Genomic DNA, 16535 nt, shown 5'->3' on the forward strand with positions numbered 1-16535 from the left:
GCGTTGATAAATAATTAGCCATCATCTACAACCAATACATCCCCAACAGGTCAGACCTCCTACAACTTACGGAGCTTGTTATGTTGCTGCTCACCCTTATTGGTTTCGTCGGGCTACTGGGCGTGCTGTTCTACCACAAAGTGAACCTGCACCTCAGTACGCTGGCGTTGCTGGCCTACACCGCGCTGATGGGCGTGGTGGGCCTCTGGTCATTCTGGTTCCTGCTGCTGCTGGCGCTGCTGTTGCTGCCACTCAACCTCACCGGCCTGCGCCGCTCACTCTTCTCCGCCCCGGCGATGCGCACCTTTAGCCAGGTGATGCCGCCGATGTCGCGCACCGAAAAAGAGGCGATTGACGCTGGCACCACCTGGTGGGAGGGGGAAATTTTCCGCGGCGCGCCCGACTGGCGCACGCTGCACGCCTACCCGCTGCCGACCCTGACCGCCGAGGAGCAGGCGTTCCTTGATGGCCCGGTAGAAGAGGCGTGCCGCATGGCAAACGACTTCGAGATCACCCATGAACTGGCCGACCTGCCGCCGGAGCTGTGGGCCTACCTCAAGGAGCACCGCTTCTTCGCGATGATCATCAAGAAGGAGTATGGCGGGCTGGAGTTCTCGGCCTATGCGCAGGCGCGGGTACTGCAAAAGCTGGCGGGCGTCTCTGGCATTCTGGCGATCACCGTCGGCGTGCCCAACTCCCTTGGCCCCGGCGAACTGCTGCAGCACTACGGCACCGACGCGCAGAAAGATCACTACCTGCCGCGTCTGGCGCGTGGGCAGGAGATCCCCTGCTTCGCCCTCACCAGCCCGGAGGCTGGCTCTGATGCCGGGGCGATCCCGGACACCGGCGTGGTGTGCATGGGTGAGTGGCAGGGCCAGCAAGTGCTGGGGATGCGCCTCACCTGGAACAAGCGCTACATCACCCTCGCGCCGGTGGCGACGGTGCTCGGGCTGGCATTCAAGCTCTCCGACCCGGATCACCTGCTGGGCGAGACAGTGGATCTCGGCATCACCTGTGCGCTGATCCCCACCAATACCCCCGGCGTGGAGATTGGCCGCCGCCACTTCCCGCTCAACGTGCCGTTCCAGAATGGCCCGACGCGCGGCAACAACATCTTTGTGCCGATTGACACCATCATCGGCGGCCCGGCGATGGCCGGACAGGGGTGGCGGATGTTGGTGGAGTGCCTGTCAGTCGGGCGCGGCATCACCCTGCCCTCCAACTCCACTGGCAGCCTGAAATCCGTGGCGCTGGCGACCGGTGCCTATGCCCACATCCGCCGCCAGTTCAAGATCGCCATTGGCAAGATGGAGGGGATCGAGGAGCCGCTGGCGCGCATCGCGGGCAACGCCTATGTGATGGACGCCGCCGCCACGCTGATCACCACCGGCATCATGGCTGGCGAGAAGCCAGCCGTGCTTTCGGCCATCGTCAAATACCACTGCACCCACCGCGGCCAGCGCGCCATCATGGATGCAATGGACATCACCGGTGGCAAGGGCATCATGCTGGGCAGCAGCAACTTTTTGGCGCGGGCCTACCAAGGCGCGCCTATCGCCATCACCGTCGAGGGGGCGAACATCCTGACCCGCAGCATGATCATCTTCGGCCAGGGGGCGATCCGCTGCCACCCTTACGTGCTGGCAGAGATGGCGGCCGCGGCGGCGCGCGACCTGCCGGCCTTTGACCGGGCGCTGCTTGGCCACCTCGGCCACGTCGGCAGCAACACCGCGCGCAGCCTCTGGCTGGGGCTGACCAACGGCCACACCAGCCGCACGCCGGTGCGTGACGCCACCACCCGCTACTACCAGCAGATCAACCGGCTGAGCGCCAACCTGGCGCTGCTGGCCGATGTCTCGATGGGGACGCTGGGCGGCAGCCTGAAGCGGCGCGAGCGCATTTCGGCGCGGCTGGGTGATATCCTGAGCCAACTGTTCCTCGCCACCGCCACCCTGAAACGCTATCAGGATGAGGGTCGCCAACAGGCCGACCTGCCGCTGGTGCACTGGGGGGTACAGGACTGCCTGCATCAGGCAGAGCAGGCGCTGGATGAGTTGCTGCGCAACTTCCCGAACCGGCTGGTGGCCGGGCTGATGCGGCTGGTGGTCTTCCCGCTCGGGCGCGCCCAGCGTGGGCCAAGTGACCGGCTCGATCACAAGCTGGCGCAGTTGCTGCAACAGCCCTCCGCCACCCGCGCGCGGCTGGGGCGCGGCCAGTACCTGACGCCGGGCGAGAATAACCCGTTCGGACTGCTGGAGCAGGCGTTGCAGCACATCATCGCCGCCGAGGCGATCCACAAACGCCTGTGCACTGAGAGCGGCAAGTCCCTGCCCTTCACCCGGCTCGACCAGCTGGCGCTTCAGGCGCGCAGCGAAGGGCGCATCAGTGAGGAGGAGGCGCGCATCCTGACGCAGGCTGAAGAGAGCCGGCTACTTGCCATTAACGTCGATGATTTTGAACCGGAAGCGCTGGCGGCGAAACAGCCAGCCCCGGAGACGCACTCACCGCGCCACCCTGAGGCGGCCTAGGGCAAAGACCCACAGTATGAAAAACGGCACCCTCGGGTGCCGTTTTTTATTAGCGTGCTTTTGCCGGGCGCAGGCGCTGCGTCAACCCTTTCAGGAAGTAGCGCAGGAACTGGTCGCCGCACGGGCGGTAGTTTTTGTGGCCCGGCTTGCGGAAGATGGCGCCAATCTCCGGCTCGGAGACGCGGAAATCCACCGCCGCCAGCACTTCCAGAATGTCGGTGGTCTTCAGCTCAAAGGCCACGCGCAGCTTCTTCAGGATGATGTTGTTGGTCAGCGGCAGCTCAACGTCTGGCATCGGGCGCGACTCGTCACGGCCACGGCGGTGCACAATCAGCCCGTTGAGGAAGTGCGCCATCACCGTATCCGGGCAGGGCTGGTGTCCCGGCTGCTCCTCTTTCTTCAGGTAGCTTTGCATCTCCTCCGGGGTGGCGGTCTGGCCAGCCAGCGCCAAAATCTCAAGGAGGCGGGCGTCGCTCAGATCCAGCATGTAGCGAAGGCTGCGCAAAACGTCGTTGTTCATCATAAAGGGTGTTTCCTGTTTTAAAGAGAGAGTGGCGTGAGCCATGTTGCCGGGGTGCATTATAGAGGGATTATGGGCTGAAAAACCGCTTTATTCACCGCAGATTGCTGAATTTAGCCGTCTACACGTCTTGATTGCCAAGTGCCGGAGAGATGTTATATTGTTGTGACATCCTTCACCAAATGACGGGTTCCCCATGAGTGCAGCGTTGATTCCACAAAGTAAATTGCCGGCCCTCGGCACCACCATCTTTACCCAGATGAGCGCGCTGGCCCAGCAGCATCAGGCCATCAACCTTTCACAGGGGTTCCCAGACTACGACGGCCCGGCCTACTTACAGGAGCGGCTGGCCTGGCACGTGGCGCAGGGCGCGAACCAGTACGCGCCGATGGCCGGTGTGGTGGCACTGCGCGAGGCGATTGCCGACAAGACCGGCGCGGCGTATGGCTGGCGGCCCGATGCCGGTGAGGAGGTGACCATCACCGCCGGGGCCACCGAGGCGCTCTACGCGGCCATCACCGCGCTGGTGCGGCCGGGCGATGAGGTGATCTGCTTTGACCCAAGCTATGACAGCTATGCGCCAGCGGTGGCGCTGGCGGGTGGCGTGATGAAACGCCTGACCCTGCAACCGCCCGCCTTCCGCGTGGCGTGGGATCAGTTTGCCGCGCTGCTGAGCGACCGCACACGGCTGGTGATCGTCAACACGCCGCATAACCCCTCGGCCACCAGCTGGCGGGCGGCGGATCGGGAGGCGCTGTGGCAGGCGATTGCCGAACGTGACATCTTCGTGCTGAGCGACGAGGTGTATGAGCACATCTGCTTCACCGGCGAGGGGCACGCCAGCGTGCTGGCCCACCCGCAGTTACGCCAGCGGGCGCTGGCGGTCTACTCCTTCGGCAAGAGCACCCACATGACCGGCTGGCGCGTCGGCTACTGCGTCGCGCCCGCGCCCCTCACCGCCGAGCTGCGCAAGGTGCACCAGTACCTCACCTTCTCCATCACCACGCCGGTGCAGCTGGCGCTGGCGGATATGCTGCGCCATGAACCGGCGCACTGGGCGCAGCTTTCGGCCTTCTATCAGGCGAAGCGTGACCGGCTGGTGCAGGCGCTGGCCGCCAGCCGGCTGGAGGTGCTGCCATGCGAGGGCACCTACTTCCTGTTGGTGGACTACAGCGCCGTCTCAGATCTGGATGACGTCGCCTTCAGCCGCTGGCTGACCGAGCAGGTCGGCGTCGCCGCCATTCCGCTGTCGGTGTTCTGCGCCGATCCCTTCCCCCACAAACTGGTGCGGCTCTGTTTTGCCAAGCAGGATGCCACGCTGGACGCCGCCGCGGAGCGCCTGTGTCAACTCTGAAACTGACCCTACTGCAACAGCCGCTGGCCTGGCTGGATGGCCCGGCCAACCTGCGCCATTTTGACACCCTGCTCAGCGGGTTGGATGGCCGTGACGTGATTATCCTGCCGGAGATGTTCACCACCGGCTTCGCGATGGAGGCGGCGGAGAGCGCGCTGCCAGAGGAGGAGGTACGGGCATGGTTGCAGGCACAGGCGCGCGCCTGCCACGCGCTGGTGGGCGGCAGCGCGGCGGTGCGCACGCCAGCCGGGGCGGTCAACCGCTTCCTGCTGGCCGAGCCGGGCGGCCGGGTGCACCACTACGACAAGCGCCACCTGTTCCGCATGGCCGGTGAGCACCAGCACTACCGGGCTGGCACGCGGCGGGAGATTGTCGAGTGGCGCGGCTGGCGCATCCTGCCGCAGGTCTGCTACGACCTGCGCTTCCCGGTCTGGTCACGCTGCCACCAGGATTACGATCTGGCGATCTACGTCGCCAACTGGCCCGCGCCGCGCGCAGCCCACTGGCAGACCCTGCTGGCGGCACGCGCCATCGAGAACCAGTGCTATGTCGCGGGCTGCAACCGCGTCGGCGAGGATGGCAACGGCCACGCCTACCGGGGCGACAGCGTGATCCATGACCCGCAGGGCGTGCGGCTGGCGGAGGCCGCGCCCGCCACCCCGGCGGTATTGCACGCCGATCTGTCGCTGGAGCAGTTGCAGGCCTACCGCCAGGCCTTCCCGGCGTGGATGGATCAGGACAACTTCCTGCGTCTGGACTAGCCCGGCGGCAGGCTGGAGCGGCTTGCCACCACGGCGGCGGGCCGCGTCGCGTTGAACAGCAGGTTCAGCAGCAGCGCCGCCAGACAGGAGGCGCTGATGCCGGAGTGCAGCAGGGTGCCGACCCAGCTGGGGAAGCGATCGTAGAAGGTCGGCATCACAATCGGGATCATGCCGAAGGCAATGGCGGTGGCGACCACCACCAGATTCATGTTGTCTTTATACTCCACCTTGGCGAGGGTGCGGATGCCGCTCGCCGCCACCGATCCAAACAGCACCACCCCGGCCCCGCCCAGCACCGGCAGCGGGATGGCGGCCACCACTACCCCCAGCGCTGGCACCACGCCGAGCAGCAGCAGAATCAGCCCACCGGCGCTCACCACAAAGCGGCTCTTGACGCCGGTCAGCGCCACCAGCCCGATATTCTGCGCGAAACTGCTCTGCGGGAAGGAGTTGAACACCGGCGACAGCGCGCTGGAGAGCATGTCGGCGCGCAGCCCGTTGGCGATGCGGCGGCCATCCACCGGCGTGCCGACGATCTCCCCCACCGCCATCAGCCCGGCGGTGGTTTCGGTCAGCAGCACCAGCACAATCAGCAGCATCGACAGGATCGCTGGCAGTTCAAACACCGGCCAGCCAAAGGCGAAGGGTGCGGCAGCGCCAGCAGTTCCCCGGCTGGCAGCGCGCCGAAGTGGGTCTTGCCAGCCAGCATTGCCGCCAGCGTGCCGATCGCCATTGCCAGCAGCACGGCCACCCGCGCCACCGCCCGGCCACCCAGCCGGTTCAGCAGCAGCACCACCGCCAGCGTAAAGGCCGCCAGCCCGATGTTACCGGGCGCGCCCCAATCCGCCGCCCGCATGTTGCCGCCCATCGCCCAGCGTACCGCCACCGGCATCAGCGACAGGCCAATCACGGTGACTACCGTGCCGGTCACCACCGGCGGGAAGAAGCGGATGATGTGGGCGAAAAACGGCGTGACCAGCAGCCCAATTGCCGCTGAGACCATCACCGCGCCAAACACCGCTGGCAACCCGCCGCCGCCGTTGACGATGGTCACCATGGTCGCCACCCCGGCGAAGGAGACGCCCTGCACCAGCGGCAGCTGTGAGCCAAAAAACGGCAGGCCGAGGGTCTGCAACAGCGTTGCCAGCCCGCTGACAAACAGCGCGGCGCTGATCAACATGCCGATCTCGGCGGTGCCCAGCCCGGCAGCGGTGCCAATGATCAGCGGCGGGGCGATCAACCCGCCATACATGGTCAGGATATGCTGCATACCGAAGGCGAGGGTTTTTCCCCACGGCAGTCGGCCATCTTCCGGGCGGCCGCTGGCCGCGTGTGTGCGCTGGTGCATAGATCCTCCCACGGGAATTAACAGAAGCCGGTGACACTCTCCCACGCCTTGCCAGCTGGCGCGCTGTTCTCGCGCAGCACGCTGGCCTCAATCAGCCCGTAGGGGCGATCGGCGGCGAAGAACACCTCATTCGGGTTGTCGAGGCCAAAGGGCGACAGATCCACCGTGAAGTGGTGTTTGTTGGGCATCGAGAAGCGGATCTCATCAATCTCCGGGTGCGCCTCCAGCACCTGCTTGCCCATCGCGTAGAGCGTCTGCTGCAACGCCAGCGAGTGGGTGGTGGCGAACGCCTCCAGCATCAGGCGCTTTACGTCGTGGTAGACCTCGTTGAAGTCGATATCCAGCCGGTTGTAGCGCCAGCGGGCGGTGACGGAGGTGGCGAGGATGCGGTCGCTCGCCCCCTTCAGGGTGGTGTAGCGATCCTCCATGAAGCCGTGGAACTCGGAGCCGGTGGACTTCAGCACCACCAGATCGGTCAGCCCCGCCACCACCCAGCACGCCCCCTCGTCAATGGTGACGCAGGCGGTACGCGTCTCCTGGCCGTGGCGCACGAAGGCGTGGTCATGCTCCGCGCCGTGGGCCGCAATGCGCTGCCACTGGTACTGCTCGGCCGACCAGTGGCCGCCGCTCACCACCTCATAGTTGCCGGTGAAGTGCCGCCCCAGCCGCAGCAGGAACGCCTCTGGCGAGCGGATGCCGTCACGCGCGAAGGCGTAGATGGTGTTTTTCTGGGTATCGGTTGGCAGGCAGTGGGCGTTGTCCCCCTCCTCATGCACCGCGCGGAAGTCGCCGCGCAGCTGTGAGGTGACATTCAGGTCATCAATCTCATGGCGCGCGCTGTCACGCGTCACCTTCACCACGCGCACCTCGGCCTTGCCGTACTGGTTCACGCCTAACATGATCTTCTCTTTCATGGGTCAGCTCCCGCGATAGGTTGAATAGGAGTAAGGGGCAATCAGCAGCGGCAGGTGGTAGTGCGGCTGCCCATCAATCTCTATCTCCAGCACGGCGGCGCGGTAGAGCGAGTCGCGTCCGCTGGCGCGGAAGTAGCCGCCGATGTCCGCCGAGAGCCGGTAGTGGCCAGCCGCCAGCGGCTGCGGCGTCAGGGCCATGAGGCGGCCGTCGGCATCGGTGGTGCCGCGCGCCACTTCCCGCGCCTCGCCGTGCTCGATCCGCTCCAGCCAGACCGTCACCCCCGCCGCCGGGCGGCCGAGGGAGGTGTCCAGAATGTGGGTGGTGATGTGGCTCATGGTGTGATTTGCTCCTCCAGTCGCAGCAGGGTGATCTGCCGCAGTTGCTCGGTGGTTTCGGCCAGCTCCTGCGCCGGGCTGTGGGTCAGCCGCTGGTGCAGCAGGGCCAGAATCTGATGGGCGTCGCGCCCCTTGGCGCGCACCAGAAACACGCGCCCGAAACGTTGCTCATAGGCGCGGTTGCCCGCCAGCAGGGCAGCGGCCAGCGCTGGCTGGCCGACATCCACCCCGCCTGCTCGCGCCGCGAGTGCGCCGCCTCCTCCTCCGCGCCAGCGGCTCGCTCGCCGATGCGCGGATGGCTGGCGAGCGCCTGCTCAACCTCCGCCGCCTGCCACCCGTCAGCGGCCTCACGGGCGGCGGCCAGCAGTGCCGCATGGGAGGCGTAGGGGCGGCCTGTTACCACCGCCTCGACCCAGGCCGGGATCGCCACACAGGGGCGTAGCCGGGCCGCTGCGCTGTCAGCAGGCAGCGCATTGAACTCATCGAGTGTCATCGTTTTCTCCTCACCGCCGTCACAGAATGCTTACTGCAAAACCTGTGCCGGAAACGCGGGTGATCAGGTAGGGGCCAGCTCCGTGGCGACCGCCAGCGCGGCGGCAAAGTAAGCGGCAGCGGCAGCGGCCACGTCGGCTTCGGCCACCGACTCGTCCGGATGGTGGCTGATGCCGCGATCGCAGCGCACGAACAGCATACCCACCGGCCAGCGCTCGGCGACGGCGATGGCGTCATGCCCGGCGCCGCTCGGCAGTGACAGGCTTTTGCCCTGCACCGCCGCCACGCTGCGCGCCAGACAGGCTTGCAGACGGGCGTCGCAGGCGGTGGCGTTGATGGCGTAGTACTGCTCTGAGGTGAACAGCAGCCCGCGCCGGGCGGCGATGGCGTGTGCCTCAGAGAGCAGCGTGTCGAGCAGCGCGGCCAGCGGCGCATCCTGCGGGCCGCGAATATCCAGCGACAGGCGCGCCTCGCCGGGAATGACGTTCACCGCGCCCGGCAGGCAGTGCAGCGTGCCGACCGTCGCCACCAGATGCTGCCCAGCCGCCGTCGCCAGCCGCTCCACCGCCAGCGTCCACTCGGCGGCGGCGGCCAGCGCGTCGCGGCGCTGGCCCATCGGCACGGTGCCCGCGTGGTTCGCCTCGCCGACAAAGTGGCAGTTGAGCCGCCGCGCGCCGTTGATGGCAGTCACCACGCCAAGCGGCAGGCCCGCGGCCTCGAGGCAGGGGCCTTGCTCAATGTGCAGCTCCAGATAGGCGAGGATGTCCGCGGCCGGGCGCGCCGCCGCGCCGATGCGCGCCGCGTCCAGCCCCGCCTCCTGCAACGCCCGCGCCACGCTGGTGCCGTTGGCGTCGGTGCGCGACAGCCACGCCGCTGGCCAGGTGCCGGTGAGGCCCCGGCTGCCCAGCAGGGTGACGCCAAAGCGCGTCCTCCTCGTCGGCAAAGCCCATCACCTCCAGCGCCACCGGCAGGCGGCGGCCGGTGCGGTGCAGCTCGCCCACCACCTCAATCGCCGCCAGCACGCCCAGCATCCCGTCGTAGCGACCGGCGTTACGTACCGTGTCGAGGTGGGAGCCGAGCAGCAGCGCTGGCGCGCCCGGCGTGGCCGCCTCGTAGCGGCCGCACAGGTTGCCGACGCTGTCCTGCCAGACGCGCATCCCGGCCGCCTCCATCCACGCGCCGACGCACTGGTTGGCGCGCAGGTGCTCCGGCGAGAGGTAGACGCGGGTCAGCGCGCCGGGGGTTTCACTGATCTCGGCCAGCGCCGCGCAGCGCGCCATGATGCGTTGCGCGGCGGCGCGGGCGGCCTCGGGGGCATCGCGGCCTGTGGCATCAGCGGCCCCCTGCCTGTGCGGCGTCATAGCGATCCCAGGCGGCCTGCAACGCCGCGCCCTGCGCCGAACGGAAACCGAGGCGGGTCAGCACCGCCTCCAGCGCCGCCAGCGTCTGCATCACGCAATCCTTGCGGGCGTTGTAGCCCATGGTGCCGATGCGCCAGATCTTGCCGTTGAGCGGGCCGAAGGAGGTGCCAATCTCAATCGAGAAGTCATTGAGCATCATCTGGCGCACCTGCTCACCGTGGATGCCCGCCGGGATCACCACGCCCAGCACGTTATTCATGCGGTGCGCCATGTCGCCGAACACCTCCAGCCCCATGCCGCGGATGCCTGCCAGCAGCGCGTCGCCGTGCAACTGGTGGCGGGCGATGGTGTGCTCCAGCCCCTCCTCCAAAATCACGCGCGCGCACTCGCGGGCGGCGAACAGCATACTGGTGGCCTCGGTGTGGTGGTTAAGGCGCTCCGGCCCCCAGTAGTCCATGATCATGCCGAGGTCGAAGTAGTTGGAGTAGATCATCTCCTCGCTGCCGTCGGTGTGCTCGGCGGTGCGAATGCCCTCCTCCACGCACTTGCGGCGGCGGATCTGCGCCTCAAAGCGCGGGCTGATGGTCACCGGCGAACTGCCGGAGGGGCCGCCGAGGCACTTCTGCAAACCGGCGGAGACCGCATCCAGTCCCCATGCGTCGGTCTCCAGCGCATTGCCAGCGATCGAGGCGGTGGCGTCGGCGTAGAACAGCACGTCGTGGCGGCGGCAGATGTCGCCGAGCGCCGCCAGCGGTTGCAGCATGGTGGTGGAGGTGTCGCCCTGCACCGTCAGCAGCCAGCGCGGCTTCACCGCCTTGATGGCGTCCTCGATCTGCTGCGGGTCGAACACCTCGCCCCACGGCACCTCAATGGTGTGCACCTCGGCGCGGCAGCGGCGGGCGATCTCGCACAGCAGGTGGCCGAAGCGGCCAAATACCGGCACCAGCACCCGGTCGCCGGGGCGGATGCCGGAGACCAGCACCGCCTCAATGCCCGCGCGCGAGGTGCCGTCCACCAGCAGCGTCCAGCGGTTGTCGGTGCGGTAGATGCCCCGGTAGAGCGCCATCACCTCGTTCATGGTGTGGGTCATCGCCGGGTCATACTGCCCCACCAGCTGACTGGACATCGCCCGCAGCACGCGCGGGTCGGCGTTAATCGGCCCCGGCCCCATCAGCAGGCGCGCGGGCGGGTTGATCTGTCCGTACTGGGTCATCTGTTTACTCCCTGACATCATTGCAGTTGGGTACACCGCCGCGCCTCAGGCCTCCGTCAGGCCGCGCACCGATGCGATAAATTGTTTCAGTTCGGCGGTCTGCGGGCGGGCGAACAGCGTTTTGCTGTCGCCCTGCTCCCAGACGGTGCCTTGATGCATAAACACCACCCGGTCGCCGACCTCGCGGGCAAAGTTCATCTCATGCGTCACCAGCACCAGCGTCATTCCCTCCTGCGCCAGCTGCTCCAGCACCTTCAGCACCTCGCCCACCAGCTCCGGGTCGAGCGCCGAGGTGATCTCGTCGCACAGCAGCACCTTTGGCTTCATCGCCAGCGCGCGGGCGATCGCCACCCGCTGCTGCTGGCCGCCGGAGAGGCTGGCCGGCCGGTAGTCGAGGCGGTCGCCCAGCCCCACCTTGGTGAGCATCTCGATCCCCAGCGCCCGGCACTCGGCGGCGCTCTTGCCCAGCACCCGGCGCGGCGCCAGCATCACGTTCTCCAGCGCTGTCATGTGCGGGAAGAGGTTGAAGTTCTGGAACACCATGCCGATCGAGCGGCTGATCTCGCGCGCCTGCGATTCGCGGTGGGTGATGGTCATGCCGCCGAGCTTGATGCTCCCCTCCTGGTAGCCCTCCAGCCCGTTGATGCAGCGCAGCAGGGTACTTTTGCCAGAGCCGCTGCGGCCGATGATGGAGATCACCTCACCCATGCCGATATCGAGATCCACACCCTTCAGCACGTGGTTCTGGCCATAATATTTTTGCACCTGATTAATGGTGATCAGCGGCATGGAATTTTTTCTCCAGTGAGTGGCTGTAGCGCGATAGCGGGTAGCAGAGCAGGAAGTAGCCCAGCGCCACCAGCCCGAAGACCTTGAACGGCTGGTAGGTGACGTTGTTCAGCATGGTGCCAGCCTTGGTCAGCTCGACAAAGCCGATGATCGAGGCGAGCGCGGTGCCCTTCACCACCTGCACCGAGAAGCCGACGGTTGGGGCGATGGCGATGCGCACCGCCTGCGGCGCGATCACCCGGCAGAGCGTCTGGCCGAAGCCCAGCCCGAGGCAGCGTGACGCCTCCCACTGCCCCTTGGGCAGCGCGTCGATGCTGCCGTACCAGATGTCCACCAGAAAGGCGCTGGTGAACAGCGTCAGCGCCAGCGCGGCGGCGGCCCATGGGCTGACGTTGATGCCAAACAGCCCGAGGCCGAAGAAGGCGAGGAACAGCTGCATCAGCAGCGGCGTGCCCTGAAACAGCGCCGCGTAGCCGCGCACCAGCCGCTGCGCCCAGCGGCGGCGCGACAGGCGCATCAGCAACAGGGGCAGCGTCACCAGCGTGCCGCCGAAGAAGGCCACCAGCGAGAGCAGCACAGTCCAGCGCCCGGCCAGCAGCAGGTTGCGAACGATATCCCAATCGGTAAAGGTCATCATGCCCTCGCCTCCCCAAAGATCCGCCGGCCAGCGGCCAGCAGCAGCTGGCGCATCGCCAGCGACAGCAACAGGTAGCACAGCGTGGTCACCAGATAGACCTCAAAGCTCAAGAAACTGCGCGACTGGATCAGGTTGGCGGCGAAGGTCAGCTCCTCGTAGGAGACCTGCGACACCACCGAACTGCCCAGCATCACGATGATGCACTGGCTGACCAGCGCCGGGTAGATGCGTTTCAGCGACGGCGGCAGCACCACCCGCACAAAGGTCTGCGCCCGTGACAGCCCCAGCACCCGCCCCGCCTCCCACTGCCCCTTGGGCGTCGCTTGGATGCCAGCGCGGATAATCTCAGTGCTGTAGGCACCGAGGTTGATCAGCATGGCTAGCAGCGCCGCCTGCCCGGCGGTGAGCATCAGCCCGAGGCCCGGCAGGCCAAAGACGATGAAGAACAGCTGCACCACAAACGGCGTGTTGCGGATGATCTCCACGTAGCCGCCCCACAGCGCGCGCAGCCATGGCCGCTGGCCGCAGCGGATTGCCGCGCCGCAGATGCCCAGGGCGATGCCGCCGAGGGTCGCCATCGCCGTCAGTTGCAGGGTGGTCAGCAGCCCCGCCAGCAGTTCCGGCAGGTAGGGCCACAGGGCGGAAAAGTTGAGCTGGTAGGTCATCACCGGCTCCCGTTACTCGCCAAGATCCGCTGGCAGCGGCGCGTGCAGCCACTTCTGCGACAGGGTGTTCAGGGTGTTGTCCTTCAGCGCCTCGCCAATCAGTTCATCCACTTTCGCCTTCAGCGCTGGCTCATCCTTGCGCAGGCCGATGTAGCAGGGGGAGTCCTTCAGCATGAATTTCGCCTCTGGCGCCTTCTCCGGGTTTTGGCGGGCGATGGCCGCCACCACCAGATTGCCGGTCGCCACATACTTCACCTGCCCGGAGAGGTAGGCCGACAGCGTGGTGTTGTTGTCCTCGTAGCGTTTCAGCTGTGCTTCTTTCGGCGCGATCTCGCTCAGTACCATGTCCTCCACCGCGCCGCGCGTTACGCCGATGCTCTGCCCGGCCAGCTGCTTGGCGTCGGTGAGCGTCGTCCCTTTCGGCCCAAACACGCCGAGGAAGAATGGCGCGTAGGCGCGGCTGAAGTCGATGGCCTTCTCACGCTCGGCGTTTTTGCCGAGGCTGGAGATCACCAGATCCACCTTGTCGGTTTGCAGGTAGGGTACGCGGTTGGCGCTGGTAACCGGCACCAGTTGCAACTTTAGTTTCATCTTGTCGGCCAGATAGTGCGCCATGTCGATGTCATACCCCTGTGGTTGCAGATCCAGCGTCACCGAGCCAAACGGCGGGAAGTCCTGCGGCACCGCCACGCGCAGCACGCCGCGTTGCTGGATCTGTTCCAGTTGGTCGGCCAGCGCGCTGGAGGCCTGCATCAGCATCAACGCCGCCCCGGCCAGGGCGAAAAGAGGTTTCCTGAAGTTCATGAGCATATCTCCGGTGTGCAAAGAATGAAACGATAGATTCTTATGCCAGAGATTCTGCAACTAATGTGCCAACCGTGTGATGCAGACCACAGGGAAAAAATGCCGCCCGGTGGCGGCCTTACGGCGAGGGGAGGTGTCAGTAACCGGGCATTGCCCCAGCGGCGCGCACCAGTGGGGTGCGCGCGCACTGTGCGGGTGCGGGGATTAGCGCTGCTCCAGCTCATCCAGATCGCCGTAGAGATCGGCGATCTGGTGGATGCGCTGGCGGCCGCTACTGAGCATCTGGTGCAGCAGCGCGTTGCTCAGCAAATTGGCGAGGCTCATCGCCGCCGAGTAGGCGTCAAAGGCTGACACGCTGTCGAGCGGCGCGGCCAGGTGCCAGCGCGCCAGTGCTGGCAGCGTGCTGGCCTGCGGCTCGCACACCAGCAGCGTCGGCACCTGCCGCGCCTGCAAATGCGCCAGCAGGGTGCGCACCGCCCGCGGCCGACGGCGGAAGGCGACGAAGATCACCAGATCCTCGGGCGTCAAATCCACCAGCTCCTCCGAGAGCGTCTGGCCCGGCTGCGGCATCAGCTGCACGCCGGGGCGGATCTGCAACAGCTGCTGGCGCAGGTGCAGCGCCACCGGGTAGCTGTTACGGAACCCCAGCAGACAGACGCGCCGCGCCGCTGCCAGCGCCCCAATCACCGCCGTGAACTGTGCCGGGTCAATCTGGTTCACCCACTGCGTCAGGTTGGCCATCTCCTGCTTATAGTGGCGGGCCAGCAGGGTGTTGCCCTGCACCGCGTCCCGGCTGTCGGCCAGCGGCAGGCCGGTCTGGCGCAGCGCCCGCACCTCGTCACGCATTTCGCGGTAGCTGGGGTAGCCGAGCCGCTTGAACAACCGGCTGACGGTGGCCTTGGAGACGCCACTTAGCCGCGCCAGCTCGGCGCTGTTGTAACTCATCAGGTGGTCGAGGTTCTCGAAAATAAAGTCCGCCACCCGCTGCTCCTGCGGCGTCAGTGCGGCGTAGTGGCCGCGCAGGCGTTCATCAATCTGTTTCATGGCTCACCTTGCAACATCTGTTTCACCGTCTCCACGGCAGCATGACCGGCAAGGTAACACGAGTCTGGAGGGGCGAGGCAAGTGCCATTGCCGCCCCACCCGGCAAAGTGGAACGCCTCTTGCTTGGTTATCGCCATCAATCCGCCCGCAGGGGCAGCAAGAGGAACAGGCATGATAAACAGTAACTGCGCGCCGCTGGGCATGGCGGTCACCCCGCACCATCTGGCCAGCCAGAGCGCGCTGGCGGTACTGCGCGAGGGCGGCACCGCCATTGAGGCGATGGTCGCGGCGGCGGCCACCATTGCGGTGGTCTATCCACACATGAACGGGCTGGGCGGCGACGGCTTCTGGCTGATTGTGCCGCCGCAGGGCGATCCGGTGGCGATTGACGCCAGCGGCGCGGCAGGCAGTCTGGCGACCCCGGCGCGCTACGCTGGCGCGGCGCAGATCCCGCACCGCGGGCCGCAGGCGGCGCTGACGGTGGCGGGCACCGTCGGTGGCTGGCAGGAGGCGCTGGCGGTCAGCGCCGAGCTGGGCGGCGAGCCGTTGCCGCTCGATCGGCTGCTACGGGACGCCATCCGCTACGCCGCCGATGGCATTCCGGTTACCGCCTCACAGGAGGCCGCCACCCGCAGCAAAGCCCATGAGCTGGCCCACCTGCCGGAGTTTGCCAGCGTGTTCCTGCCGGGCGGGACGATCCCCACCGGCGGCAGCCGCTTCACCCAGCCGGCGCTGGCGCGCACCCTCACCACCCTCTGTGATGAGGGGCTGGAGAGCTTCTACCGTGGCGCGCTGGCTGACCGCATGGCCGACGAGATGGCGAGCGCCGGGATGCCCGTCACGCGCGCCGATCTGGCCGCCTACCGCCCCCAGCGCCGCACGCCGCTGCGCCTGCTGCACAGCAAGGGCGAGGTGTTCAACCTGACGCCGCCGACCCAAGGGCTGGTGTCGCTGGCGATGCTCGGCATCACTGACCGCCTCAATCTGGCGGGGAGCGACGACGCCGACACCCTGCACGGCATTGTCGAGGCCACCAAGCTGGCCTTCGGCTTGCGTGACCGCTTTATCACCGATCCGCGCCACATGACGCAGGACGCACAGGCGCTGCTCGACCCGGCGCACCTCGACGCGCTGGCCGCCCGCATCGACCCCACGCAGGCCGCCGACTGGGGCAAGGGCAAGGGGCCGGGCGACACCGTCTGGCTCGGCGTGATGGACAGCAGCGGGCTGGCGGTCTCCTTTATCCAGAGCCTCTACCACGAGTTCGGCAGTGGCGTGCTGCTGCCGGGCTGCGGCGTACTGTGGCAGAACCGCGGTGCCTCCTTCAGCCTGGAACCGGGCCACCTGCTGGAGCTGGCCCCCGGCAAGCAGCCGTTCCACACCCTCAACCCGGCGGCGGCGCGGCTGGCGGATGGCCGCACGCTGGTGTACGGCTCGATGGGCGGCGATGGCCAGCCGCAGACGCAGGCGGCGCTGTTCGTGCGCCATGTGGTGCAGGGAGTGCCGCTGCAACAGGCGATCAGCGCGCCGCGCTGGCTACTGGGACGCACTTGGGGCGATAGCTCTGACTCGCTGAAACTGGAGGGGCGCTTTAGCGCCGCCACGCTGGAGAGCCTGCGCCAACGCGGGCATCAGGTGGAGTCACTGCCGGACTTCAGCGAGGCGGTCGGCCACGCCGGTGCGATTGTGCGCCACACCAACGGCATGTTTGAGGGCGCGTTCGACCCGCGCAGCAACGGCAGTGCCGCCGGATTCTGACCATTAAGGAG

The 16535-nt window shown here is 66.9% G+C and carries 13 protein-coding genes and 3 pseudogenes; 4 read left to right on the plus strand and 12 right to left on the minus strand.

From position 1 onward, the window contains the following. Positions 1 to 80: 80 nt before the first annotated feature. Entirely contained in the window at positions 81 to 2528 is a 2448-nt protein-coding gene (gene fadE / locus ACK3SD_RS13730) for an acyl-CoA dehydrogenase FadE (protein ID WP_481125845.1), read from the plus strand. Positions 2529 to 2577: 49 nt separating this feature from the next. Here fadE and ACK3SD_RS13735 read toward each other — a convergent pair whose 3' ends face one another. Then, positions 2578 to 3051, minus strand: coding sequence for a YehS family protein (locus tag ACK3SD_RS13735; protein WP_481125846.1), 474 nt, complete (start codon positions 3049 to 3051; stop codon positions 2578 to 2580). A 193-nt stretch (positions 3052 to 3244) separates the two neighbouring features. On the opposite strand from ACK3SD_RS13735, the gene ACK3SD_RS13740 reads away from it, so the two are divergent. Together ACK3SD_RS13740 and ACK3SD_RS13745 are read left to right on the plus strand one after the other, a co-directional pair. Further along, positions 3245 to 4402, plus strand: a complete 1158-nt coding sequence (locus ACK3SD_RS13740; RefSeq protein ID WP_137764097.1) for a pyridoxal phosphate-dependent aminotransferase — start codon at positions 3245 to 3247, stop codon at positions 4400 to 4402. Continuing rightward, on the plus strand, positions 4390 to 5163 hold the full coding sequence (locus ACK3SD_RS13745; RefSeq protein WP_481125847.1) for an amidohydrolase: 774 nt from the start codon (positions 4390 to 4392) through the stop codon (positions 5161 to 5163). Before ACK3SD_RS13740 ends, ACK3SD_RS13745 begins: the two co-directional genes overlap by 13 nt. Here ACK3SD_RS13745 and ACK3SD_RS13750 read toward each other — a convergent pair. From ACK3SD_RS13750 to ACK3SD_RS13800, 11 genes and pseudogenes are all read right to left on the minus strand, one after another. Beyond that, positions 5160 to 6415, minus strand: a pseudogene (locus tag ACK3SD_RS13750) (nucleobase:cation symporter-2 family protein). The gene ACK3SD_RS13745 and the pseudogene ACK3SD_RS13750 sit on opposite strands and share 4 nt — an antisense overlap. Before the next feature lie 113 nt (positions 6416 to 6528). Then, positions 6529 to 7425, minus strand: a complete 897-nt coding sequence (gene pucL, locus ACK3SD_RS13755; RefSeq protein ID WP_137764100.1) for a factor-independent urate hydroxylase — start codon at positions 7423 to 7425, stop codon at positions 6529 to 6531. Between the two features lie 3 nt (positions 7426 to 7428). After that, the gene (uraH, locus tag ACK3SD_RS13760) at positions 7429 to 7761 is read right to left on the minus strand and encodes a hydroxyisourate hydrolase (RefSeq protein WP_481125848.1); all 333 of its coding nucleotides are present in this window, start codon (positions 7759 to 7761) and stop codon (positions 7429 to 7431) included. Continuing rightward, positions 7758 to 8254 (minus strand): annotated as a pseudogene (uraD, locus tag ACK3SD_RS13765) (2-oxo-4-hydroxy-4-carboxy-5-ureidoimidazoline decarboxylase). Before uraD ends, uraH begins: the two are co-directional and overlap by 4 nt. Positions 8255 to 8317: 63 nt before the next feature. Then, positions 8318 to 9533, minus strand: a pseudogene (hpxK, locus tag ACK3SD_RS13770) (allantoate amidohydrolase). A gap of 52 nt (positions 9534 to 9585) precedes the next feature. After that, a complete protein-coding gene (locus tag ACK3SD_RS13775) occupies positions 9586 to 10827 on the minus strand; it encodes a pyridoxal-phosphate-dependent aminotransferase family protein (protein ID WP_481125849.1) in 1242 nt (413 codons plus the stop codon). Between the two features lie 45 nt (positions 10828 to 10872). Further along, on the minus strand, positions 10873 to 11616 hold the full coding sequence (locus ACK3SD_RS13780) for an amino acid ABC transporter ATP-binding protein (protein ID WP_137764105.1): 744 nt from the start codon (positions 11614 to 11616) through the stop codon (positions 10873 to 10875). Further along, a complete protein-coding gene (locus ACK3SD_RS13785) occupies positions 11597 to 12250 on the minus strand; it encodes an amino acid ABC transporter permease (protein ID WP_137765010.1) in 654 nt (217 codons plus the stop codon). The genes ACK3SD_RS13780 and ACK3SD_RS13785 overlap by 20 nt, the downstream gene beginning before the upstream one ends. After that, a complete protein-coding gene (locus ACK3SD_RS13790) occupies positions 12250 to 12918 on the minus strand; it encodes an amino acid ABC transporter permease (RefSeq protein ID WP_137764106.1) in 669 nt (222 codons plus the stop codon). The genes ACK3SD_RS13785 and ACK3SD_RS13790 overlap by 1 nt, the downstream gene beginning before the upstream one ends. Before the next feature lie 12 nt (positions 12919 to 12930). After that, a complete protein-coding gene (locus tag ACK3SD_RS13795) occupies positions 12931 to 13722 on the minus strand; it encodes a transporter substrate-binding domain-containing protein (RefSeq protein ID WP_481125850.1) in 792 nt (263 codons plus the stop codon). A gap of 204 nt (positions 13723 to 13926) precedes the next feature. Beyond that, positions 13927 to 14766: a MurR/RpiR family transcriptional regulator gene (locus tag ACK3SD_RS13800; RefSeq protein ID WP_137764108.1), complete on the minus strand. Its 840-nt coding sequence runs from the start codon at positions 14764 to 14766 to the stop codon at positions 13927 to 13929. 171 nt (positions 14767 to 14937) lie between these two features. Between ACK3SD_RS13800 and ACK3SD_RS13805 the strand changes: the two genes are divergently transcribed. Beyond that, complete coding sequence (locus ACK3SD_RS13805; protein WP_481125851.1) at positions 14938 to 16524, plus strand: gamma-glutamyltransferase family protein; 1587 nt, start codon at positions 14938 to 14940, stop codon at positions 16522 to 16524. The last annotated feature ends 11 nt before the right edge of the window (positions 16525 to 16535 follow it).

The sequence above is a fragment of the Chimaeribacter sp. YP20170169 genome (assembly GCF_056739715.1).

Bases quoted from the DNA above. Each gene is read 5' to 3' on its own strand.
- fadE (WP_481125845.1), top strand. From the start codon at position 81: ATGTTGCTGCTCACCCTTATTGGTTTCGTCGGGCTACTGGGCGTGCTG.
- ACK3SD_RS13740 (WP_137764097.1), top strand. From the start codon at position 3,245: ATGAGTGCAGCGTTGATTCCACAAAGTAAATTGCCGGCCCTCGGCACC.
- ACK3SD_RS13795 (WP_481125850.1), bottom strand. From the start codon at position 13,722: ATGAACTTCAGGAAACCTCTTTTCGCCCTGGCCGGGGCGGCGTTGATG.
- ACK3SD_RS13800 (WP_137764108.1), bottom strand. From the start codon at position 14,766: ATGAAACAGATTGATGAACGCCTGCGCGGCCACTACGCCGCACTGACG.
- ACK3SD_RS13775 (WP_481125849.1), bottom strand. From the start codon at position 10,827: ATGACCCAGTACGGACAGATCAACCCGCCCGCGCGCCTGCTGATGGGG.
- ACK3SD_RS13805 (WP_481125851.1), top strand. From the start codon at position 14,938: ATGATAAACAGTAACTGCGCGCCGCTGGGCATGGCGGTCACCCCGCAC.
- ACK3SD_RS13785 (WP_137765010.1), bottom strand. From the start codon at position 12,250: ATGACCTTTACCGATTGGGATATCGTTCGCAACCTGCTGCTGGCCGGG.
- ACK3SD_RS13790 (WP_137764106.1), bottom strand. From the start codon at position 12,918: ATGACCTACCAGCTCAACTTTTCCGCCCTGTGGCCCTACCTGCCGGAA.
- pucL (WP_137764100.1), bottom strand. From the start codon at position 7,425: ATGAAAGAGAAGATCATGTTAGGCGTGAACCAGTACGGCAAGGCCGAG.
- ACK3SD_RS13735 (WP_481125846.1), bottom strand. From the start codon at position 3,051: ATGATGAACAACGACGTTTTGCGCAGCCTTCGCTACATGCTGGATCTG.
- ACK3SD_RS13780 (WP_137764105.1), bottom strand. From the start codon at position 11,616: ATGCCGCTGATCACCATTAATCAGGTGCAAAAATATTATGGCCAGAAC.
- uraH (WP_481125848.1), bottom strand. From the start codon at position 7,761: ATGAGCCACATCACCACCCACATTCTGGACACCTCCCTCGGCCGCCCG.